The organism is Microcoleus sp. S13_C3, from assembly GCF_036700905.1.
Lineage (GTDB): Bacteria > Cyanobacteriota > Cyanobacteriia > Cyanobacteriales > Microcoleaceae > Microcoleus.
In genome coordinates this window covers 3,486-27,113 of the sequence record NZ_JAUBPT010000063.1, presented here as the reverse complement: position 1 = coordinate 27,113, position 23,628 = coordinate 3,486, and the positions used below count along the sequence as shown (strand labels likewise).

Below are 23,628 nucleotides of genomic sequence, written 5' to 3'. Positions count from 1 at the left end.
GTTAAATAGGCTAATCAAAAGCAATAACAATCATAAATAAACGTTAGACAATGCCAAAAACAAACAATTCAGCTCAATTAATTTAAGTTTTCGCACCAGTACACGGCACTGCCGTGTCCCTACTTCGTCGGTGCGGCGATGGGAAAAGGGAGACGAACCTACGATGACTGTTCGGCAAATGAGGGATTTTTGCCGTTTGGTGGGAGTATGTTTTGATGACTTGCCGGATTATCTCAGTCGGCGAGTAGATGAGGAGGAGTCATAGGGGGATAGATCGATCGTAACTTTATACAAACAATTCAGTTCCAAATTCATGGTTTTCAAACAACCTAATAAGAATTGTTGCCGCTAGATTGCCGCTCTTGACGCTCCACAATTAGAAAGCTACAATATTGTATTATGCAATGTCCGCTCGATCGACAGTCAAAAAATTAGTTTCTCAAAAATTAGTTCGCAGTACGGACTTGGTGTCCGCTCCGAAATTACGGACACCAAGTCCGCACTACAAACAGTTGGAAGTTAATATCGTCTCAAACAATCTTTATTTAAAAAACATTATGGCTGGCAAATTCGCTAAAACCACCGTTGCTGTTTTGAGTTTACTTGCGATCGGCGGCGCGGCAACATATCTGTACTCGGATGGTTATTTAGGAGCTGATAGTAAACCCCTAGATAATGCTAAACTGATTCCGAGTGACGCTTTAGTGGGCGGCACGATCGATCTCAACCCTCAGTCTTGGTCAAAGTTACAGAAATTTGGCACACCAGAAGCTAGGGAACTTTTCGATCGAGCTTGGAAAGAGTTTGAGAAAGAATTTGCTAAGGAAAGTCCTCAACTGAATTACGAGCGAGATATCAAACCTTGGCTGGGTACTGTTGTCTGGGCTGCATTACCATCAGCTAAAACCCAAGGACAGCAATCGCCTACTCCTGAATTTATCGGGGTAATTACGATTAAAAATAAGCTGAGTATGTGGCAATTAAATCAAAAGCTCAGCAAGATTAATCCTGACGAAAAATTTAAAGAGATTGATTACAAAGGATTTAAAATACTGGAGTCTACTACTAACAAAGGCGATAAAAGCTACTGCGCGATCGTGAAGCGTTATCTTGTTTGCAGTGACAAGGAGCCAAATGTCCAAAAATCTATTGATATCTACAAAGGACAACCATCTTTAGCAAGCAAGCCAGAAGTTGCCAAAGTATTATCAAGCGATTTAAAAATTGACAATCCAGTAGCTCAATTTTATATTTTTGATAGTTTAGCCTTGATAAAGGAGAGTGTCGCAAATGCTCCTCAAGCTCAAAACGCACCACTGCTCGATCGAGCCGAACTATATCCGATAAAGTCTTTAAGCGGCGGTATTGGCATTGATGATGCTGGGATTCGGATTAATACTGTTGCCAATTTACAGCCGAATGCCACCACTCAAACCAACTTTCAGCCCGCAACTGAAAAAATAATTAGTTATTTTACCCAGCAAACAGTTGCTTTATTTACGGGTAAAGGCATCAATAATAATTGGGGTAATTTTGTCAGCCAAACACAAAATATTCCAGAATTCAGCCAGGGACTTACTCAATTTAGAGGAAATTTAGCAGCATTAAATCTCGATTTAGATAAAGATATTTTTGGCTGGATGGATGGAGAATACGGATTCGGAGTAATTTCACTGCCAGACGTATCTTTAGAAAGTGCGATCGGGGTAAAAATAGTAATTCAAACCAGCAATCCTGAAGCAGCTAAAAGCACGTTTGCTAAATTGAATGTGCTTGTCCGAGGTAATGGTATAGCCCTATCTGAAAAACAGATTGCCGATCGAGCTATAACTGAATGGCAAGTGCCCAGTCAAGACTTTGTATTGGGACACGGTTGGTTAGATGCAAATTCAGTATTTATCGCTGTAGGGAATGCCAAAACATTACCAGCGATCGCAGCTACATCAAATCCAACTTTAGCACAAAGCGAAAACTTTCAAACAATTACGAGTTCTTTACCAAAGCCTAACAGCGGCTACGGTTATTTCAATTTTGAACAAATTCTGACCCTGGTCAATTCTGCTGCATCTAAAAATTTCATCGAGTCATCTGTACCCAAAGAAAATATAGCAGAATTCGATCGGACGATCGCGGCTCTTAATTCTGTACGCGGCATAGCCATGACAACTGCAGAAGTAGATAAATCGACGCAGAGGTATGAGATGCTAATCGCACTCAAGCCAGCAACTGCCGGGGCATCACTACAAACTCCGTCAGCTAATTTACCTGCTACTGGGCCTGCTGTTTCACAAACTAATCCGCCGACAAATTTACCCGCGAATCCAACAGCAACTCCGTCTCCAATTCCCAACAAAACTACTCCACCGACAAACTTACCTGCGAATCCCACTCCCAGCAAAACTACTCCGCCGACAAATTTACCAGCGAATCCAAAAGTAACTCCGCCAGCAACTCCAACCAATGCTGACAATGATTTTCGGCAAGCAGTAAATCAAGCAACTCGTGCAGCTTCTTTAACTCAAACTGCCACAACAAAACAACAGTGGCAACAGGTGATTGTTGCCTGGGCACAAGCAATTGCTGGGATGAAAAAAATACCTGCTAATAGTCCTAAATACAAAATTAGCCAGCAAAAGATTGTAGAATATCAAAATAATTTGAAGTATGCGAAGCTGGCGGTCGAGCGAGCAGAAGAATAAGTTATTCTGTTTATGAATCGGCGGTTGCAACCGCGTCTACACAAATTGATGCTTTAGTCATTCAAAATCAATTTTGGATAGTGGTAATTGAAAGTAAAGAATATGGTTTCAGTGTTTCGCGGGCTATTCCCCAGATTTTAGCATACATGATGGGAAATCCTTACCCCGAAAACTCTACTTTTGGGATGATAACTAACGGCGAAGAATATATTTTCCTGAAGCTGCTGCGCGGGGAAATAAATCAATATGCGCTGTCAGATTTATTTAGTATTTGCAATAGTCGCAATAATGGCTTAAATGAAGCTATGCGGGTTCTCAAGCAACTTGTTAGTTTGTCTGTACAGAGATGAATGGTTATAATTTGCGATCGCATTACTCTTTCCTCACACTATCGGGTACGCCCACCGCCGAAATACCCGATATCGCCCTTAAGTTTTGACACCGAATCAATTCGTTAAAATCCAAACTGCGCCCTTCAATTTGCGCCACAGCCTCGATCGCCCCAAGCAAATGTCCGGCCGCTTCCGCTTCGTTGTAACCGCGCCTTCCCGCTACTCTAATCGCCCCCTCGTCAGCATCTAACTCTACTTGGGAACTGCGGTTGTCGCGCCAAATTCGAGTCATGGCGAGTCCCGTCAAACCGCCCGCGATCGCAGTGCCGATCGCATCTCCCTGCAACAATTCTACAACAGTCCCGACAATTCCCGCCAGAGCCGCACCTTGATAAATATCCGGTTTAAACCACTTAAAATTGCACAGAAAACTTACATTCCGCAATAGCAGTAAATCCCGCTGCGGCTTAGATAGCAGCCGCCACAAATCAAAATTAATATAAATCGGGCGAGATTGATTCCAAGGCAAAGGAAAATCGCAGTCAATTACCGTTGATTGTTGTGGCTTATTAATAATTTTACACATCATGCGGCCGGAAGCGGGCATCACATCTAACAGACGGCGAATTTCGGGTTCGGGATTCATAAATTTTAGGGTAATTGATAATTGGTAATTACATCTGGATAAAAAACAATAATATCGGTCACGGCCTCGTAGGGGCGGGTTTTACCTACAATAATTGCCTAAAACCTACAATCTCGTAAACCCGCCCCCACCCAAGGGCTAGTTTTACCTACAATATTTGTCGATAATTGACAATCTTAGGACTGATGCACGGGTAGCCAGAAACCGGGTTTTTTGCTGAGAAGATGCGTTACAGCCACAGATTTGGTGAAAAACCCGGTTTCTTGGGTCAGAGTCCGTTCCTAACTTGTTTTATCGAAAGCAAAGTTGATGTAGGTTATTGGTTGTGTGCGGGCGGGTTTATGTAGATTTTTAACGGGAGTTAAATATTGTTGGAAAAACCCGCCCCTACAAGTCAATAGAATATAATTAAGGGTTTTTCTTGGATGCGGGAGAGGGAGATTCTTGAGCTCTGGGAGACGCTTTTTCGGTGTTAGCCGAAGGCTTCGGACTGGCAATTGCTGGGGCAACTGAGGGCTTTGAATTCGCGGCTGGGGATGGCAGCGGTTTTGGAGAATCAGGGGCTGTTAACGGGGTCGGAGGGGCTGTTTTAGCGCCTAAAATGCTGGCGTCTCCGGTGTCGAAGGTGCCGGCGATGCAAGCGATCATCATTGTCGCTAAGGTGCCGACAAATAATGCTTTCCAACCGAGTTCGGAAATGTCTTTACGGCGGGATGGAATTAGGGCGATTGTGCCGCCGACAAATATGCCGACGGAGGCTAAGTGAGCAAAGCCGGAAAGGGCGTAACTGACAATTAAAACTGTACGATCGCTCACCAGTCCTTTTGCCGATGCTTCTGCTAAACTTTGATAGGGCGGAATGGCTGTTTCTAATAGCCTGCGACCGATAATTACTGATGCTTGCCAAGAGTCGTCAATGGAGACTCCTGTTAATAGCGTCAGGGGATAAAATAAAAATCCCATAATGTTGGCTAAGGTGACAACTTTGAAAAAACCACCAATGGGGCCGGGCAAAATTGCCAGCCAACCAAAGAATTGATTAATTAACGAAACTAAGCCTAAGATTAAAATCAAAACAGCGGCAATGGCCACAGCCATTTTTACACCGTCCAATGCACCAATAATCGCTGCATCGAGAGGGCTGACTCGTTCGATGGGTTCTCCCCCAACAGTCTCTTGTTTGAATTCTTCGCGATCCATGTCCGAAATTTCTTTGCCCACAAACTCGCGGCCTTTAGGCTTCCGTTCTTCCTTGGGAATGCCACCCATTGTCAGGGGTTTGTCTGTTTCTGGTACTAATATTTTGGAGAGGACAAAACAAGCGGGAATGGCGATAATTGAGGCGGAAACTAAATGACCTAAAATATTTGGAAAAACTGGCTTGAGAAAACTGACGTAAATTGCTAAAGTTGAAGAAGCGGCAGTCCCGAAACAGCAAGAGAGGATTGCACAAAGTTCCGAACGAGTCATTTTCGGCAAATAAGGCTTGACGACAATTGCCGCTTCAATTCCTACGAAAATATTAGCAGCGCCGCTGAGGGCTTCGGCGCCGCTCAACCGCATTGTCATATAAAAGATTTTGGCAAAAACTTCGGTGATAATTTGAATCACGCCGATGTTGTATAACAACGCCATGAGGCCAGAAAAAAAGATGACTGTCGGTAAAGCTCTAAAGGCAAAAATATATCCTAAATTAACTGGGGGGTCTTGACCGGGTATTGGAACAATGTTTTTACCGAATACAAACCTCGCTCCAGCGTCAGCAGCGGTGAATACTCCATCCAGTAAGCCTGTAAACCACTCTAGGGCGATGCGAGTTGGGGGGAACAGGAATACTAAAAATCCTAAGACTAATTGTAGACCAATGCCCCAGATGATGACGCGCCAGGGAATATACTTGGACTGTCGGTTTTCTGAAAAAATCCAGGCGATCGCACATAAGCCAAAAATGCCCAGAAACGAGATAAGATTGTAGATAGACATGAGCCTAGTCCTTGAAATACTTAAGAATGCCGATCGACGGTTTGCACCACATCAGTTATACTATTCATCTGACGGCAAATGCTAAAAAAATAACGGGCCGATAAATTACGCACTCAACAGCGTACTTATGTCATTGCTTAGGTCATTCCGAACTCTGCGGATCTTTCGCAACCCTTGATTTGCCGTAATTACCAGCAGTTTAGATAGAAACTCTAACACATGGAAGCTTTTGCTCCACATCCTCCTGAATGGACTGCGACGGCGGTTCACGCTAATGAGTTTTGCTGCCCCAAGTGTGGCGCTAGTTGCACGGATGCCACTGAGGTCTGGATTAATCGCCGATCGCCAGTATACACCGAGTTCAACCGCCGCAAGTGGCAAGAATTTTACCGCTGCCAGTGCGATTCCGTGTGGTGGGCCTGGAGTAACGATAGGCCTCCTTCTGAACTTGTGCGTCGCGATCAGAGTTCGGATGAGGGCCCGGATGAGGGCCCCGATGATGATTTTTAGAACGGTGACAGAATTTTCGATTTTATAGAAGAAGGAAGAAGGAAGAAGGAAGAAGGAAGAAGGAAGAAGGAAGAAGGAAGAAGGAAGAAGGAAAAAGCAGTAATAGCTAGGGTTTCAGCGATTAAGAATGTCCTAACCGTCTTGGCGATTGCTATATTTAAAATTAGGGTAAGGTGCGCGGCCCGGCGCACCCTACATTTAGATAGGTTAGCGCCATTTCTAAACTAATCGAGCACGTCAAGTATTCCCTTGACTACGCCTTCCATGACTCTTTCAATTAAGCTCAATTCATTTTCGGCGATAGACTCATTTAAGAGCATTGACTGAATTCGCTGTCTGTCATCGCGAGTCAGTTCGCCTGACGAAAATATCTGCTCTACTATTTGTTCAGTTAGAAATGAGGAAGTTTGAGTTTGCATGGTTGGTCTCTAAAAGCATCAATATTTTGCTTTTAACTTTATTAGAGGAGCCAGTTATTGTGTGGGTTTTTACTTTCCCACCCAATCAGTGCTCCAATCCTAGGACTCTGGGGGGATTTTGTCAATACACTCGTTACAGATCAATATAAAATCTGCATTGTATTTCCCACATTCTGGCAACCGGTGGTTGTGGAGTGCGATCGATCCCCGGCGGTGGCAGTGTTCGATCGACCTTTTTAACTTTATTGGCACTTTGGCGGAACATTACCGCTCAAAAAAAATCAAAACGATAAGAGATTAGAATGGGGCATGGGGCATGGGGCATGGGGCATGGGGCATGGGGCATGGGGCATTGGTCATTGGAACCAACAAATAACAACAAATATAAGAAAAATAACCACTAACTAATGACTATTGAGTAATGACTATTGACAACTGACAACTGACAACTGACAACTGACTAATGACCTATTTTCGTTCTGCTCTAATTTTGACATTAGGTTTTTGGCTGCTACCGCTAGCAGTGCGATCGCAATCTGTCGTTCCTGCAAATGACGGCACTAATACTGTTGTTAACTCCGAGCAAAACCGCACAGACATTAGTGGCGGCCAACTGTCAGGAAACGGCGCAAATCTGTTTCACAGCTTCAGCCAATTTAATCTCAGCGAAGGTCAAATCGCTAATTTTCTAACTAATCCAAATATTCAAAATATTTTAGGGCGGATTTCCGGCAACAATGTTTCCATCATTAACGGTCTGATTTCTGTAACCGGCGGCAATTCAAATTTATTCTTAATGAATCCGGCGGGAATTGTCTTCGGTCAAAATGCGAGATTAAACGTGCCGGGGTCTTTTTCCGCGACAACTGCTACAGGTATTGGTTTCGGCGATCGCTGGTTCAATTCGGCGGGAATTAATAATTACAAAGCTTTACTGGGAAATCCCAATCAATTTAATTTTAATAATTCACAACTCGGTGCAATTGTCAATGCCGGCAACTTGGCAGTTGGCAGCGGGCAAAGTTTAACTTTGCTCGGTGGCACAGTTATTAATACAGGACAATTATCCGCTCCCAACGGTCAAATTACTGTGGCTGCAGTTCCGGGACAAAATGCAGTCCGCATCAGTCAAACCGGCAATTTATTGAGTTTAGAAATTACTCCGTCTTTGCAGTCAGAACAATCGGCGATCGCCCCGGTTTCTTTGCCTCAGTTGCTGACGGGCTCCGGCGTAGTGTCAGCCACAGGTTTAACCACTAACGAACAAGGTCAATTGGTACTGACTGGCGGCCAAACTGTGCCCGCAGTTGCCGGAAGTGCGATCGTCTCCGGTTCTGTAAATGTATTTGGCCCTTCTGGAAATGCTGGCGGCACAGTCAATATTTTAGGGGAAAAAGTCGGACTCTTCGGCGCAAATATCGATGCTTCCGGCACTGACGGCGGAGGTACTGTGCGCGTCGGAGGCGGTTTCCGGGGGATGGAACCAGTGCCAAACGCCCAGGTAACTTATGTTAGTCCTGATTCTACGATCGCAGCAAACGCGATCGACCGCGGCAATGGCGGCACTGCGGTAATTTGGTCAGACAATATAACTCGCTTCTTGGGCAATATTACTGCTCGCGGGGGCACTGCCGCAGGTAACGGCGGCAGAGTAGAAGTTTCCGGCAAAAATGCTTTAACTTTCCAAGGAGAGGTCGATACCCGCGCGACTAACGGTGCGATCGGCAATCTGTGGCTCGATCCGGCAAATATTACGATCGTCAGCGGTAACGGCTCCAGCAGCGGGGGTTCGACTGGCGGGGAACTGGAATCGGAACCCGAACCCACTGAAACATCGATCTCAGAAGTGCAGTTGGAACAGATGACAGCCGGCAGCAACGTGGTTTTAGATACCCCAGGCTACATCACCCTCCAAGACTTGCCCGATAACAAACTTTCCCTGCAAGCGAGAACGGGAGACACGGTAACATTTAGAGCGGGCGGAGTGTTTTTGGTCAATGACTCCAACGATTTAATCGAGACTCAAGGTGGCAACATCAACATTTTTGCCAGCAGCATCTCTCTGGGCGGACTCAATGCTAACAGCGGCAATATCGCTCTCACTGGTAACGGCATTGACTTCAGAGGCGGCAGCAATTCTGTCAGCAGTGCGGGGGGAACAATTCGCTTGCAGCCCAACGACAACCGACGAATTCAAATCGGTGGCACCGGCGATATTTTGGGCCTTTTAGACTTGACGGCAACGGATCTCGGCGCTTTGGCGGGGGGTTTCGACTCGATCGCGATCGGGCGCGAAAACGGTAGCAGCTCGTCGATCGCGATCGTCGCACCCATTACCTTCAACAGCCCGCTGATACTTCAAGGCAGCTCGATCGCAATCGACAATCCCCTGAATACAAGCGGCAGCGCTAGCTTGACTCTCGACGCGCCTCAAACTGATCTCAACGCCAACATTGCGACATCCGGCGGCGATCTCACTTTTACAGGAAACGCATCCCTCAATGCTGACGTAGCTTTGAGCACGGAAGCTACCGGAAACATTCTGTTCTCCGGTAGCCTAGACGGATCTCGCGCCCTGAGACTAGACGCTGGGCGAGTGCTGTTCGGCGCTAAAGTCGGTCAAGCTGCACCGCTGGCGAGTTTAACTGTCAACGCCCGCAGTACCCAGGTATCGGGCAATATGGCGACATCTGGCGACATGACTTTCAATAGTAACGTTACAGTCGATCGCACCGCCGCCCTAGCCGCCACTACCGGCAATATCACTTTTGCCAATACCCTCGACAGCACGCCGGGCCGGGCTAATAATTTGACCCTGCGCGCTGGCGGCCACATTACTTTTGACGGCAGAGTCGGTCAAACTCAGAGGTTGGGCCAGCTTTCGGCTGACGCTGCTAGCGTGACGGCTGCTTCCACAATTGCAGCGCGCAGTTTGAGCATTAACGCCCGCGATTCCGCTCGCTTCGGGGGGGACAGCACGGCCGCTTTGGGAGCCGATATCAAGGCAGAAAATGTCCTCTTAGAGGGTAATTTAAGGACGGATGGTGGCAGCGTGAATCTGCAAGGAAGCGGGGATGTTCGGACTGGCAATATTACCTCGAACGGTGGGAGGATTCGGGTTGAGGGAAATACTGTTGCTGCAGGTGCGATCGACTCGTCATCGGCGGGCACAGGAGGCGCGATCGCTCTCCAAACCAATGCTGGCCCTTTAACTGCGGGAGCTTTGAACGCTTCGGGGGCGATCGGCGGAAATATTGCTCTCACCTCAAAGGCGGGGATTTCGGCTCTAGATATCAACTCCAGCGGCACTTCAAACGGCAACGGCGGGGGCGTTTCCCTGAGCGCGACTGGTGACATTCAGTTGGGCTTTATCAACGCTAGAGGCGGCACTGGTGGTACTGGCGGCAGCGTTGATGTGAGAACCCTCGGTTTGTTTCGATCGAACAATGTTTTCAACGATGATATATCGGGCAATATTTCCAGTATTTCTACTACCGGAGGTGCGGGGGCGGGGGCGATCGCAATTCGCCACGGAGGCAATAGCGATCGACCGTTTGTAGTTGGCGGCGCGATCGACAATGGAACCCTGGGAAGCATTAATGCTGGCGCGGGAAACGCCATTTTGCCGACTTTTTCTTTTGGACAAAGTTACACCCAAGGAAGTTTACCAAATCAGATTTCCCTAATTACACCGGCCGCGCCCTCTACTCCTGCACCAATTCCCGAACCAATTCCCGAACCAATTCCCGAACCAATTCCCGCACCAATTCCCGAACCAATTCCCGCACCAATTCCCGCACCAATTCCCGAACCAATTCCCGAACCGCCTCTAGAGTCCGTAAATCCCGATCCGGATCAGTCATTTCCGGCATCTTTGCAAGTAGAATTGCGATCGCCCAATCGAGACAGAAATTCCTCAATGAGCCAGGATATTTTCGCTCCTTCTCGCAGATTAGATGGGGCAGGTTCGGGAGTTTTAGAATTTGAACAAACCTTTACTCGCGAGTACGAAAAATATCTGGACTTGCCCCCAAGAAAGCCGATTACTAATCTATCGGTGATTTACGAAACTCTTCGCAAAAACGAACAAATTACCGGGACAAAATCTGCAATTATTTATATGAATTGGCTCAGCAGATCGGATGCAGATGCAGCCAAAGAAAATGGTTCAGTGCTGGTGGCAAGTCGGGATTTATCTAATCTATTGCCTGTGAGAAAAAACCTCACCTCCGGGCCCCATCGCCCCTTAGAAGATAAGTTGGCCCAGAGGTTGTCGCCACAGAGCCAAGAAATTCCCGATGTTCCTAACGGGGAGCATTTAGAATTAGTGTTAGTCACAGCTAACGCTCAACCGATGCGCGTTTTAGTTCCGGCGACAACGCGGTGGCAGGTGTTGCAATTGGCGGACGCCCTGCAAACCGAAATAACTAATCCCAGAAGAAGAAGCAGCATTAGTTATTTGGATTCTGCTCAAAAACTTTATCGCTGGTTAATTGCACCAGTTGCCGCAGAATTGGCTGCTTTAAATATTGACAATTTAATTGTAATTCCGGCAGCAGGTTTACGGAGTGTGCCCTTTGCTGCTCTTCACAATGGCAAACAATTTTTAGTTGAGCAATACAGTCTTAGCGTGATGCCGAGTCTGAGTTTGACTGATATTCGCTACGACAATATTGCGGATGATGAAGTGTTGGCGATGGGGGCGTCGGTATTTGAAGATAAAGCGCCATTACCAGCGGTACCGGTGGAGTTAGAGTCGATCGCGCCGCCAAGTGAAGGAAAATTATTTTTGAATCAAGATTTTACTCTCGGAAATTTGCAAGCTCAGCGGGCAAATCAGCCTTTTGGAATCATTCACTTAGCAACTCACAGCGAATTCCTGCCTGGGGAACCGAAAAATTCTTACATTCAGTTGTGGGATACTAAATTACGCCTCGATCAAATGGCACAGTTGCGGTGGAATGAACCCCCGGTGAATCTGTTAGTTTTAAGCGCGTGCAGTACCGCTTTGGGCGACGAAGAGGCGGAGTTGGGGTTTGCGGGTTTGGCGGTAGCTAGCGGTGCTAGATCCGCTTTAGCGAGTTTGTGGGAAGTCAGCGATGATGGGACTTTGGGGCTGATGACTGAGTTTTATCGGCAGTTGCGGGCCCCCAGACGCGGTGGCAATTTGATGATTAAAGCGGAGGCTTTGCGCCGCGCGCAATTGGAGATGCTGCGGGGGCGCGTGCGGATTCAAGACGGGATGTTGCGAGCCGAAGGGCTTTCTGGGGGTCTAATTTTGCCTCCAGAAATTGCGGCGCGGGGCGATCGAGTGCTTTCGCATCCTTATTATTGGGCAGCCTTTACCATGATTGGCAATCCTTGGTAATGGAGATGTTGAAGGAACAAGGAAAAAGAGGCGCACCATTGTCAGCAACAGGCTTTTCGGCCTGTTCCACAAGAAAATTTATCTTTTGTGGAACAGGCATCTTGCGTCAGCAACAGGCTTTTCGGCCTGTTCCACAAGAAAATTGATCTTTTGTGGAACAGGCCGAAAAGCCTGTTCCTAAAAACCTAATTGAGAATGGTGCAATATCTCAGATGCAACCGGAAACCCTCTCAAATGTCTCGAAACTATGACATCCTAATAGTTTTCCCACCAGTCTTACCGAAGTTATTAGGGTGGTGTGATGAACTACCTTGATTCGTTAATTGCCCGAAAACCTATACTATTGACCTACATTTTTAGGCATTCCGGTTTCACAGTCTTGCTGTAACAAGGCGTGGGACTCATAATCAGCGATCGATTGACAGCCACATTGGACACAAATGTGGTTCTGTTTTCCTTTTTTCTTAGTGTTTGTACGGATATGGGTTGATTTGCACTCGCTTTCATTGCATGGTGATTCCACCTATTTATACTCTAATTATGCAACACCCAAATCTCCTAGGAAGCTCCACGGCGATCGCACTTCACTCGGAAGCATCTCATATTTGCAAAAACACTTCTTTCTTCTTCCTTCTAACTCTTTTCTCCTGGCTCCTGACTCCTGACTCCTAACTCCAATTTCTAGCGGAGGGCTGCTTTCATTGAGATGCTCCCCTTCACTCTGTTTTGCCGAATTTTACACGAAACTGTGGAGCGATCGGACTCCTAACCTAAATATTTATTTGTACTTTTTTGAAGAAATGTAAAAAATAATATTTTTTAGTTAAACTTTTTAAGTTTTGCTTAAAGTGCAGGGTAGTCTTTAGATGAGAGGATACATCTACTTGCAAATTGAGAATCGCTAAAAAAATGTGTATTAATTATTAAAAGAGGCTGCAAGGATGATTAACTTAGCCGGCTACGAGATTACTAACCAAATTCAGGAAAGTAACAATTCTTTAGTTTACCGAGGAGTGAGAAAGCAAGACAACCAACCAGTCATTCTCAAATTTCTCAAGCAAGATTATCCGATGCCAGCTTCGTTAGTCAGATACAAGCAGGAATACGAAATTACACGCAATCTTAACCTAGAAAGTGTGCCTAAAACCTACAGCTTAGAAAGATACCAGAACAGTTTGGTGATCGTTTTCGAGGATAGTGGTGGAGAATCATTTAAGCTCTGGTTGGCTTCTAAAAAACTTACCTTAGCAGATTTTTTGTCAACAGCTATTAAAATAACGAGAGCTTTAGGTCAAATCCATCAACATAACATTATTCATAAAGATATCAACCCCAGCAATATTATTATTAACTCGACAACAGGGCTAGTCCAAATCATAGATTTTGGCATCTCTACTGTTTTAACTCGTGAGAATCCTACCCTAAAAAATCCTAATGTTTTAGAAGGCACTCTGAGCTACATATCGCCGGAACAAACAGGCAGAATGAACCGAGCGATCGACTACCGCACTGATTTTTACTCATTAGGAGTCACTTTTTACGAACTGCTAACGGGGCAACAGCCCTGGGATTACAACGATGCAATGGAATTAGTGCACTGTCATATTGCTAAACAAGCAGTACCGCCCCATGAAATAAATCCCCAAATAAACATTTCTAAAGCGGTTTCTGATATTGTTATGAAACTCTTAGAAAAAACTGCTGAAAAAAGATACCAAAGTGCTTGGGGAATCATCGCCGATTTAGAAGAATGCCTGGAACAACTACAGGCGAAAGGAACGATTGCTGATTTTGCGATCGCCCAAAAAGATATTACAGATAAGTTTCAAATACCTCAAAAACTTTATGGTAGAGAACGAGAAATTGAAACATTATTAGCAGCCTTCCATCGCGTTAGCAATGGCACAACGGAAATGATGTTAGTGTCTGGTTACTCTGGCATTGGCAAATCAGCCTTAGTGCAAGAAGTTTATAAACCTATTACAAAGGCAAGCGGTTATTTTATTGCCGGGAAATTCGACCAATTGCAACGCAATGTTCCTTATGCGGCTGTTGTCAAAGCTTTTGGGTCATTAGTCAAGCAACTCTTAACTGAAAGCGAAACGCAACTCACCACTTGGAAAGAAAAACTTTTAGCAGCTTTTGGTGATAACGGTCAAATCATTATAGATGTCATTCCCGACGTAGAACTCATTGTTGGCAAACAGCCACTTGTGCAAGAGTTAGGTGCTACGGAAGCGCAAAACCGCTTTAATTTAGTATTTCAAAAATTTATCCGGGTGTTTTGTTCAGTCGAGCATCCCTTAGTCATTTTTCTAGACGATTTGCAATGGGCTGACTCCGCTACTCTGAAACTGCTGCAAGTAATGATGGCAGATGAGGAAACAAAATACTTATTTCTAATGGGAGCTTATCGAGATAACGAAGTGAGCCCGACGCATCCCTTAATCATGACTCTGGAGGCGCTGCAAAATCAAGGCGCGACTATTAACCACATTACCTTAACTCCCTTAGATATCGAACATATTACTAACTTGATAGCTGATACTGTGCGTAGGGATAGAGGCTCAGTCATCCTCCTAGCTGAGTTAGTCGTCGGTAAAACTCAAGGCAATCCTTTTTTTGTTAATCAATTTCTCAGAACTCTCTATGAAGAAAACCTCCTGATTTTTAATTCTGAGCAAAGAAACTGGGATTGGAATATTTCAGAGATTGAAGCCGTAGGGATTACCGATAACGTCGTTGAGTTGATGGTTGGTAAATTGAGAAAAATGCCAGATTCCACTCAGAAGGTTTTACGGTTAGCCGCTTGTGTGGGCAATAGTTTTGACTTAAATACTCTCTCGATAGTCAACGAAAAATCTACCGCCGAAACGTTTCAAGAGCTATTGCCAGCCATCCAAGATGGATTAATTTTAGCCACTTCTGAACTCGGCGTAACAGAAGAAGAAATCGTTCACTCTCATCTAGTAATCACTACTTATAAGTTTTTGCACGATCGCGTACAACAAGCCGCCTATACTCTGATTGAAGAGAGTTATAAAAAAACAGTTCACTTACAAATTGGTCGCTTGCTGTGGCAAAATACATCGCTAGAGGTGCGATCGGAAGAGATATTTGCGATCGTCGATCATTTGAATCTAGGAATTGAACTGGTTAGCGACGAATCCGAACGAACTGAAATTGCAAAACTTAATTTAACGGCAGGTCAAAAAGCCAAAGCAGCAACCGCTTATGCTGCTGCGAGCGAGTATTTAGCGATGGGTTTAGGACGGTTACTAAAACATAGTTGGCAGACTAATTACGAATTGACATTAGCGCTGCATACTGAAGCAGCAGAGGCGGCATATTTAAGTGGTGACTTTGCTCAAATGCAAAGATTGGCTGAAATGGTGAAAAACTGCGCGACCTCGCTACTGGACAAAGTGAAGGTGTACGAAGTCGAGATCCAAGCTTGTATCGGGCAAAACAAGCTACAAGAATCGCTCAATGCAGGAATCGAAGTCTTATCACTCTTGGGGATAGAGTTTCCCGCCGAGCCAAATTCATCTGATATTGAGCAGGCGCTCTCAGAAACCGCGTCTATTTTGAGCGGAAAGCGAACTGAGGACTTAATCGATCTCCCTCAAATGGCAGACTTCCATCAATTAGCAATTATCAGAATTCTGTTAAAAATTTTTGTTTCGGCCTACATAGCGTTGCCACCATTAATGCCTTTAATAATTACCAAACAGATTGATTTATCCGTCCAATATGGCAACGCTTCTGTGTCTCCCTTTGCCTATGCCTTATATGGTTTTTTGCTTTGCGGACTGGGAGATATCGAGCGCGGACATCAGTTCGGTCAACTAGCTTTACGTCTCGTGTCAAAACTGAATGCCAAAGAAATTCAAGCAAAGACATCTGCACTGGTGCATACTAGCATTCAACCTTGGAAAGAACCCATTAAGGATACCTTAGAAGCTTTGCTGTCAGATTATGCTCTGGGGCTGGAGACTGGAGAGTTAGAATATGCTGGCTATGTTCTCTACAACTACAGCTATGCTTCGTATTTTGTGGGCAAGCAACTCACACAACTCGAAAAAGAAATAGAAAATTTTACAGATGCCCTTAATAAAATCAACCAGAAAACCCCCCTTGATTATCAGAACATTTGTTGGCAAGCAGTCTTAAATTTGACATTAAATCCCGATAATCCCTGCCATTTACAAGGCGAAGTATATGACGAAGAAGCTAACCTAAAACTCTATTATCAAAACAAAAATAACCTAGGGATTCATTATTTACACGTACACAAACTGGTGCTTTCTTATCTGTTGGAAAATTACCCAGAAGCATTAAAAAATATCGCTCAAATAGAAAGTTGCTTAAGTGCAGCTTCCGGGCTATTTACAGTTGCGTTTTTCTATTTTTACGATTCTCTAGTTCAGTTGGCAGTTTACCCTGCTCCTTCACAGCCTGTTAGTGACTTAGCGACGGATGGGCTACAACAGGATATTCTGAAGCGAGTACAAGCTAACCAAGAAAAAATGCAGAAGTGGGCTAATCATGCTCCCATGAATTATTTGCACAAATTCTATTTAGTAGAGGCAGAACGGCATCGGGTTTTAGGTGAGAAATTAGAGGCAATTGAACTGTACGATCGAGCAATTGCCTTGGCGCAAGAAAACGAGTACATGAATGAAGAAGCCCTAGCTTACGAACTAGCTGCTAAATTCTACCTGTCATGGGGTAAAGGAACGATCGCCCAAGCTTATATGCAAAACGCTCATTATAGCTACCAACTCTGGGGCGCTATAGCTAAAGTTGAGGATTTAGAAAAGAAATATCCCCAATTCCTAGCTAGAACATCAGCCAAGACAACAACTCAAACAAAAGCTAACCGAAAAACTACTGTGCCTACTACTACTAGCACTAATTTAGGAGATACCCTAGATTTAGCCACAGTCATGAAAGCTTCTCAAGCGATTTCAGGTGAAATAGTTTTGAGTAAGTTACTGGAAAGGTTGATGAAAATTGCGATCGAAAATGCTGGCGCTGAAAAAGGATTTTTAATTTTAGAAAAAGCGGGAAAGTGGGCGATTGAGGCTGAAGGTTCCGTTAAGGGGGATGAAGTTAGCGTGCTACGATCGCTTCCCCTGAATGCAAAAGCTGATTCTGGGGAAACGCCAAAACTGGCAAGTGCGATCGTCCACTACGTCATCCGCACCCAGGAAAATGTGGTTTTAAATAACGCCACCCAAGAGGGACAATTTACCCGCGATCCTTATATTGCAGCCACTCAACCGAAATCGATTCTCTGCACTCCTCTGCTGCACCAAGGCAAGCTAACAGGTATTCTTTACCTAGAAAATAACTTGACAGAAGGGGCCTTTACTACAGATAGGCTAGAGCTGCTAAAATTATTATCGGCTCAAATAGCCATTTCCATTGAAAATGCCCAACTCTACAATAACTTGCAGGAGTTCAATCAAAACTTAGAGCAATTAGTAGGCGATCGCACCCACGAATTATCCAACACGCTGGATGCTTTAAAAGCGACTCAAAGTAAGCTAGTGGAATCTGAAAAAATGGCCTCGCTGGGAGGATTAGTTGCAGGCGTCGCCCACGAAATTAATACTCCCATCGGCGTTGGTGTCACCGTTGCGTCAGCTTTAGCAGAACATACCACAGAATTTGCTTCTACTTATAAGAGTGGCAAAATGAAGCGCTCCGAGCTAGAAGAATTTTTGGATATAGCCACCCAGAGCAGTAACGCCCTTCTAATTAATCTCAATCAGGCTGCAGCATTGATTCAGAGCTTTAAAGAAGTGGCAGTCGATCGCTCCAGCGAAGAACGACGAACTTTTATCGTCAGAGATTATCTCGATGAAATTTTAATCCAATTAAAACCAAAATTGAGAAATAGCAAACATTCGATCGAAATTAAGGGAGACACCAAAATGGCCCTAGATTCTTATCCAGGTGCATTATCCCAAGTTGTCACAAATTTGCTGATGAACTCTCTGATTCACGCTTACGAACCGGGCGCTACTGGGAAGCTGGCTTTTGATTGGCAACAAAAGGGCGATCGACTTAGCTTTGAATATTCCGATGATGGTAAAGGCATTCCCCCAGAAAATTTAAGTAAAATTTTCGAGCCATTCTTTACTACCAAACGCGGTCAGGGTGGTAGTGGCTTGGGATTGCATATTGTCTACAATTTAGTTACCCAAAAACTTGGGGGTGAAATAGAATGTAAAAGTGAGGTAGGAGCAGGCACCAAATTTATTATTAAGCTACCCGTCAAAATCGATTCACAACCGTAGTTTCCTAAATCAAAACATCAGTAACAAAAAAGGTGAGCAGCAATGGACAAGAGTATTTACAGATTTTCAATCGAAACATCATCTAAAGAAGTGTTATTTGCGGAAGAATTTAACTCAGATGAGGAGTTGTTTTTTGCCGATGAAGTATCGCAAGATACCCCGACTGAAAGCTGGAAAATTTTGATTGTAGATGATGAGCCTCAAGTTCACACAGCTACCGAGCTCGCATTAAGAAAGTTTGTTTGTGAAAATAAATCCTTAAAGTTTATTAGTGCTTATTCCGCTACACAAGCTAGACAGTTAATCCAAGAACATCCTGATGTGGCTATCATCCTGCTTGATGTAATCATGGAAACGGATGATGCTGGCTTAGAGTTTGTTAAATATGTCCGCGAAGTGTTAGGCAATCAGTTAGTGCGAATTATTTTACGCACGGGTCAACCCGGACAAGTCCCCGAAAAAAGTGTTATTATCAATTACGATATTAATGACTATAAAACTAAAACTGAACTAACGACATCAAAGCTATACACTACCGTACTAACAGCTTTGAGAAGTTTTTCTCTAGGTCAAAAATTGCAGTCTGAAATAGAGCGGCGCGAACAAATAGAACAAGCACTCCGTATCAGTGAAGAAAAAGAACACCAAAAAGCTCTTGCTTTAGAGCATTTTGTCAAAGAACTGCAAGACGCACAACTCCAGCTAGTTCAAAGTGAAAAAATGTCTAGTCTTGGTCAATTAGTTGCAGGTGTCGCTCATGAAATTAACAATCCGGTTAACTTTATTTACGGCAACCTCTCGCACGCCCACGACTATATTAAAGAACTCATCTATCTGTTGAATCTCTACCAACGCCATTACCCGCTACCCGAAGCAGAAATTATCAATGCAATAGAAGATGGAGAGTTAGAATTTATCATGGACGATTTGCCAAAGTTGTTTTCTTCCTTGCAGTTAGGCATCGATCGCATTCGCCTTATTGTGCAGTCTCTACGCAATTTTTCACGATTGGATGAAACCGAAATCAAATCAGTAGATATCCACGAAGGGATTGATAGCAGTTTGATGATCTTACAGCACAGACTAAAAGCTAGGTCAGATCGCCCTGCTATTAATGTGATTAAAGAGTATGAGGTATTGCCGCTTTTGACCTGTTATGCAGGTCAGCTTAATCAAGTATTTATGAACCTTTTAGCGAATGCTATAGATGCTTTGGAAGAGCGGCTAAGTAAAGAAAAAGGTACATTTTTTCAGCCCCATATATTAATTCGGACTGAAATTTTACCGGGCACTTCACAGGACAACATTAGCCTTGATTCGGGCATTCGGGTAACAATTGCTGATAATGGTGTTGGCATGACTGAGACAGTTCGTGCTAAACTTTTCACTCCCTTTTTTACTACTAAACCAATCGGAAAAGGTACAGGGATGGGATTGTCAATTAGCAAAAAAATTCTGCTTGAAAAACACTGCGGTCACTTGGAGTGTATTTCTACGCCAGAGCAGGGAACGCAGTTTATTATTGAGATGCCTACTATCTGTATAGGAACCCATCTCGCGGTAGCTATGGCCTAGAAAACTCATCTGGCTCAATTCAGCATATACCAGTTTTCAGTTGCATGAGAAGAGGGTAATTGCTAATTGCTAAATAATGTGAATTCTGACAAACTTTTTTAGCGCCGCCAGTCCACCCCTGAAGGGTTTGGAATAGGCGCTGGGGATGAAACCCACATTTTTATAACTTAATTGTGTTGGTTTTCAATATATTTTTTAACAATCTCTTCCGAGGCGTTACCAACTGTGTCGTAAAAATACAGCCTATTCCATGTATATATAGTACAGGGCAGTCAGTAGATACACGGGAAAAATGAAACTTTATGCGATCGAGTTTCGTAAAAAAATAGTTAAAGCCTATGAATCCCGTGCTACATCAGTTAGGGCGCTGCTGAAGTGTTGGGCGCGTAAATACAATATTAACACATCCTGATAGCTCGTTCGACAGGAAAAACTTTTTGTTATTCTACATCAGGCAACAAGTTGCTCAGACATGATCGTCGATTATTAATTTACTCTCTAAAATTTGCTAATCTTCCAATGCCCTATCAAAATCAAAGAAATTATTTTGGTCCTATGCGATCGCCGGCCTTGCTTAGTGAGACCCTAATTCAGCAACGGCTTTTTTTGTAATATCATCTGCTCAACGTTCTTCCCTCAGATGCAAATGTCGCCCTATTTCTTGATGACATACGTGCCAAAAATACAGTGCTAAATTCAGAAGGGCTAATAATTTAGTGCCATCTTCTAACATCGCGTGTACTCCTAGACTTTGAGACTCCAAAGGATCCGCAAACCGCGAGATAGCCAACAATAGGAATGCTGCGACTAATGGCAGGTAAGGAGTGGTTTTGATGTATCGCCAAAACTTAACTCCGTAAAGGAAAACTGCACTACCATAACACAAATAAATTAATTTCTTAGATATTCCCAACCGAGACATAATCAAAGTCATCCGAAACCTGTCATCCAGGAAAAAAACTCCCAGTAGTAAAGCACTAAAAAATAAGAATGTCCCCGATCGACTCCGCGGCTCTTTTTGGCGCACCACTCCGAAAGTAAATGCACAAATTGCGACTGGGATGCACCATAGGACTTCGGAAACTCCGGTGAGAATGCCTTCGTAAGGGAACCAGAAATTAAAAGGATCGCTAAACAGGCGTTCAACTCCGTCTCCCTGGTTGTTGAGTTTTGCGTATACGCTCAGCCCGCCCAAAATCAGAACAGTCAGAATGTTAAAAGCAGCTAAAAACCGTACACGAAAAAAGTGTTTTTTGAAAACTTCTAAAGAATTTGAAAACTTGGGAATTTTATCAAATAAAGGCAGATGCTTCATAAAAAATGTCTCCAAGCAATGGGGTTCGTTACTTATTCACGGGTAGCCAAACCACAAATGTAGTGCCGCTATCGGTTGGATATAAGTGAGTTTCCGCCGAGGGCAGCCATTCAGGATTGACTGGGGAAAATACTTCTATTTCTCCTTGCATTTGGCGGACTAAATCGCGGGCGATCGCCAAACCCAATCCTGTGCCCGGAATTTCTGTCTGCGCTTTTTCTCCCCGGTAGTGCCGCTCAAATAAATGCTCTAAATCCTGGGGGGGAATGCCGGAACCTGTGTCGCTGACGGCAACTGCTATGGCAGGCAATTGGCTGTATCCTGCCCGATCGCCATCCGCTGCTTTGTACCTGACTTTAATATAAATTTGGCGACCTGCAGGGGTATATTTCAAAGCATTGTCAATTAAATTGCTCAACACTTCGCGCAAAGCTCGATCGTTCGCTGAGACTGGTGGCAAATCCGCCTCCATGTCGGCTACCAATTTCAGATTCCTTTCAGATGCGATCGCCTCGGCGGAAGTTAACAGCGGTTTTAAGACTTCTGTAACAAAACAGGATTCCTGGACATTGGCCGCAGGTGACAGCGACAGAGGAGAATGCCGGATTGATTCCCCATTGGACATTGCTTTTTCTGAAGTGCCCGATCGCAGTTTTAGATGTGATTCGCCGGTGTCAACAGTTCGATCGAACTGGCCGAGCAACTCTTGCAGCCGATCGCTCTCTCGGACAATACTAAAAGCCACATTGCGGTTTTTGTCTTCCGGTACCAGCCGCCGCGCTAACAGCTTGCCAAAAGTTCGCAACGCTGTCAGCGGACTTTTGAACTGATGCAGCAAATTGTGCATCGTGTCGTAAACCTGAGCCTGGATTTGCCGACTCGTACCCAATTCCTGCTGCATCCACTGCGAGCGCTGGTCTAAAATGCAGGCTAGGGCTAAGGTGCGAGCAATTTGTTGTATCTGAGCCTCCTCTCGCTCGTTCCAAGGCCTGTCTTGCCGACCGCTGACTAGGAGTCCCATTACAGCTCCCTCGTGTATCAGAGGCGTCACAATTTGCATCCGCTGCTGCCACACATTCTCCGGGCCTTGGCACTGATGGGAAGTGCGCTCCTTACCCGGAAGTCGATCGGGTGCGATCGCCCCTACCGTTGATTCTTCCACAGGCCGAACAGGCGGCGCCAGCAGTCGCGGTACCGGTTTCACTGTCGAGCTTTCGGGAGATTGCAACCTCAACCCCTGATTTTCTTCCGATTCGGCTGAGGTTTCTGGGTAAACTGCGATCGGCACCAACTTTGCTTCGCTGCCTTCTACGAGCTCTTGTGTCAGGTATACCGCGCTGAATTTCGCTCCCAAACTAACGGCGATGGCTACCTGCGAGCGGCAAAGTTTGACAAATTCTGAACTGGCTGGCATTAACATGAGCGCCACATCATTAAGATATCTAACGGAATTCTAAGTAAATTACAAACGATCGGCGGCCGATTACAGATGAGACACTTCTAGATTTCAGGTTTCTGCCCTTTGATAGAAGACAGCTATGTTGAAGGCATGGGGCTTTCATGAACCAAAATGGCCCCGCCTCGCCGTCGGCGCAGCTTCCACCGATCCCCAAGCTTGGCTCTTGCCGGAACTTGCGGCCAACCCTACCACAACCGCTACAGTTTTGTCGATCGGCACGAATGTTAAGATTATGTCGATATATTAAAAACAGTTGATTTTTTGAGCTAGAACGGATATACTGGCCTCGGATTTGGTAGCTATCATTACAACCTGTCTGCTCATACTGTCTGCTCACAGAGGAGGTAAAGAAATTGGCCAGGAGACGCAAACGCAAGAGTCGCCGCCGACAAGAAGGACGCAGAATTTTAGAGTGTGTGCCTCAATATAGCATCGAGAGCGGCGAAGATAAACCCGTAACAGCGGCTCGCAAGTTCATCCATGCAGAAGGCATTGCTCCCCCAGCTTTGCTGTTAGTCAAGCGTAACGAGCATACCACTGACAGATACTTCTGGGCTGAAAAAGGTTTATTTGGAGCCCAATACGTAGAAGAGAACCATTTCTTGTTTCCCAGCTTAAAGGTGATGTTGGAAGCTACCACAGAAAAAATTCCTGTGGTGTCAGCGGGCCGCGCATAGCTCAAAATGTTTAGCTCAAAACATTGACAGCAATGTTTTTCTAAGTCTTTTAACAAAAGCGCGAGAGTTCTCATTGTCTGGAGAGTGCCAACTGAAATTTATGCGAAAAGTCCTTAGAAATTAGGGTATAAGGAGCCATCGCAACAGGCTATATCGCACCCCAAGGGCGATCGCCACAATTGGCACTTTCACGATAATGGTTTTTTTGTGACTGTTTTGTCGATCGAATTTGTCGATCGAATTTGTTGATCGAATTTGTCGATCGAATTTGTCGATCGAATTTGTCGATCGAATTTGTCGATCGAATTTGTCGATCGAATTTGTCGATCGAATTTGT

The 23,628-nt window shown here is 44.8% G+C and carries 15 protein-coding genes; 8 read left to right on the top strand and 7 right to left on the bottom strand.

The genetic code is table 11. The features are described from left to right. Nucleotides 1-404: 404 nt before the first annotated feature. On the top strand, nt 405-2,699 hold the full coding sequence (locus QUA16_RS18180; RefSeq protein ID WP_333104802.1) for a DUF3352 domain-containing protein: 2,295 nt from the start codon (nt 405-407) through the stop codon (nt 2,697-2,699). Then, complete coding sequence (locus tag QUA16_RS18175; RefSeq protein WP_333181287.1) at nt 2,696-3,049, top strand: type I restriction endonuclease; 354 nt, start codon at nt 2,696-2,698, stop codon at nt 3,047-3,049. Before QUA16_RS18180 ends, QUA16_RS18175 begins: the two co-directional genes overlap by 4 nt. Nucleotides 3,050-3,071: 22 nt before the next feature. Here the strand turns inward: QUA16_RS18175 and QUA16_RS18170 are convergent, their stop codons facing one another. Both QUA16_RS18170 and QUA16_RS18165 read right to left on the bottom strand, forming a co-directional pair. Continuing rightward, entirely contained in the window at nt 3,072-3,677 is a 606-nt protein-coding gene (locus tag QUA16_RS18170; RefSeq protein ID WP_333104803.1) for a DUF3318 domain-containing protein, read from the bottom strand. A 408-nt stretch (nt 3,678-4,085) separates the two neighbouring features. Next, the gene (locus QUA16_RS18165; RefSeq protein ID WP_333104804.1) at nt 4,086-5,660 is read right to left on the bottom strand and encodes a nucleoside transporter C-terminal domain-containing protein; all 1,575 of its coding nucleotides are present in this window, start codon (nt 5,658-5,660) and stop codon (nt 4,086-4,088) included. A gap of 219 nt (nt 5,661-5,879) precedes the next feature. Here QUA16_RS18165 and QUA16_RS18160 point away from each other — a divergent pair, with 219 nt between their 5' ends. Beyond that, a complete protein-coding gene (locus QUA16_RS18160; RefSeq protein ID WP_333104805.1) occupies nt 5,880-6,170 on the top strand; it encodes a hypothetical protein in 291 nt (96 codons plus the stop codon). A gap of 224 nt (nt 6,171-6,394) precedes the next feature. On the opposite strand, the gene QUA16_RS18155 is transcribed toward QUA16_RS18160, so the two are convergent. Continuing rightward, on the bottom strand, nt 6,395-6,589 hold the full coding sequence (locus QUA16_RS18155; protein WP_333104806.1) for a hypothetical protein: 195 nt from the start codon (nt 6,587-6,589) through the stop codon (nt 6,395-6,397). Between the two features lie 463 nt (nt 6,590-7,052). Between QUA16_RS18155 and QUA16_RS18150 the strand changes: the two genes are divergently transcribed. From QUA16_RS18150 to QUA16_RS18135, 3 genes are all read left to right on the top strand, one after another. After that, the gene (locus QUA16_RS18150) at nt 7,053-11,957 is read left to right on the top strand and encodes a CHAT domain-containing protein (protein ID WP_333104807.1); all 4,905 of its coding nucleotides are present in this window, start codon (nt 7,053-7,055) and stop codon (nt 11,955-11,957) included. 941 nt (nt 11,958-12,898) lie between these two features. Beyond that, nucleotides 12,899-18,265: an ATP-binding sensor histidine kinase gene (locus tag QUA16_RS18140; protein ID WP_333104808.1), complete on the top strand. Its 5,367-nt coding sequence runs from the start codon at nt 12,899-12,901 to the stop codon at nt 18,263-18,265. 42 nt (nt 18,266-18,307) lie between these two features. Continuing rightward, complete coding sequence (locus QUA16_RS18135; protein WP_333104809.1) at nt 18,308-19,840, top strand: ATP-binding protein; 1,533 nt, start codon at nt 18,308-18,310, stop codon at nt 19,838-19,840. 167 nt (nt 19,841-20,007) lie between these two features. Here QUA16_RS18135 and QUA16_RS36965 read toward each other — a convergent pair whose 3' ends face one another. The 3 genes from QUA16_RS36965 to QUA16_RS18125 all read right to left on the bottom strand — a co-directional run bounded on the left by QUA16_RS36965 (nt 20,008) and on the right by QUA16_RS18125 (nt 22,575). Further along, nucleotides 20,008-20,082, bottom strand: coding sequence for a hypothetical protein (locus QUA16_RS36965; protein WP_445252180.1), 75 nt, complete (start codon nt 20,080-20,082; stop codon nt 20,008-20,010). A gap of 380 nt (nt 20,083-20,462) precedes the next feature. Continuing rightward, on the bottom strand, nt 20,463-21,155 hold the full coding sequence (locus tag QUA16_RS18130) for a hypothetical protein (protein ID WP_333104810.1): 693 nt from the start codon (nt 21,153-21,155) through the stop codon (nt 20,463-20,465). A gap of 28 nt (nt 21,156-21,183) precedes the next feature. Further along, entirely contained in the window at nt 21,184-22,575 is a 1,392-nt protein-coding gene (locus QUA16_RS18125; RefSeq protein WP_333181284.1) for a sensor histidine kinase, read from the bottom strand. Nucleotides 22,576-22,693: 118 nt separating this feature from the next. On the opposite strand from QUA16_RS18125, the gene QUA16_RS18120 reads away from it, so the two are divergent. After that, nucleotides 22,694-22,861, top strand: coding sequence for a hypothetical protein (locus tag QUA16_RS18120; RefSeq protein ID WP_333104812.1), 168 nt, complete (start codon nt 22,694-22,696; stop codon nt 22,859-22,861). Between the two features lie 106 nt (nt 22,862-22,967). Further along, complete coding sequence (locus QUA16_RS18115) at nt 22,968-23,291, top strand: DUF3155 domain-containing protein (RefSeq protein WP_015176770.1); 324 nt, start codon at nt 22,968-22,970, stop codon at nt 23,289-23,291. A 120-nt stretch (nt 23,292-23,411) separates the two neighbouring features. Here QUA16_RS18115 and QUA16_RS18110 read toward each other — a convergent pair. Further along, the coding region (locus QUA16_RS18110) for a hypothetical protein (protein WP_333104814.1) at nt 23,412-23,628 on the bottom strand (217 nt) is incomplete at its 5' end.

Coding starts and splice junctions, on each gene's coding strand:
- QUA16_RS18180 (WP_333104802.1), top strand. CDS start 405: ATGTCCGCTCGATCGACAGTCAAAAAATTAGTTTCTCAAAAATTAGTT.
- QUA16_RS18170 (WP_333104803.1), bottom strand. CDS start 3,677: ATGAATCCCGAACCCGAAATTCGCCGTCTGTTAGATGTGATGCCCGCT.
- QUA16_RS18165 (WP_333104804.1), bottom strand. CDS start 5,660: ATGTCTATCTACAATCTTATCTCGTTTCTGGGCATTTTTGGCTTATGT.
- QUA16_RS18160 (WP_333104805.1), top strand. CDS start 5,880: ATGGAAGCTTTTGCTCCACATCCTCCTGAATGGACTGCGACGGCGGTT.
- QUA16_RS18155 (WP_333104806.1), bottom strand. CDS start 6,589: ATGCAAACTCAAACTTCCTCATTTCTAACTGAACAAATAGTAGAGCAG.
- QUA16_RS18150 (WP_333104807.1), top strand. CDS start 7,053: ATGACCTATTTTCGTTCTGCTCTAATTTTGACATTAGGTTTTTGGCTG.
- QUA16_RS18140 (WP_333104808.1), top strand. CDS start 12,899: ATGATTAACTTAGCCGGCTACGAGATTACTAACCAAATTCAGGAAAGT.
- QUA16_RS18135 (WP_333104809.1), top strand. CDS start 18,308: ATGGACAAGAGTATTTACAGATTTTCAATCGAAACATCATCTAAAGAA.
- QUA16_RS18130 (WP_333104810.1), bottom strand. CDS start 21,155: ATGAAGCATCTGCCTTTATTTGATAAAATTCCCAAGTTTTCAAATTCT.
- QUA16_RS18125 (WP_333181284.1), bottom strand. CDS start 22,575: ATGTTAATGCCAGCCAGTTCAGAATTTGTCAAACTTTGCCGCTCGCAG.
- QUA16_RS18120 (WP_333104812.1), top strand. CDS start 22,694: ATGTTGAAGGCATGGGGCTTTCATGAACCAAAATGGCCCCGCCTCGCC.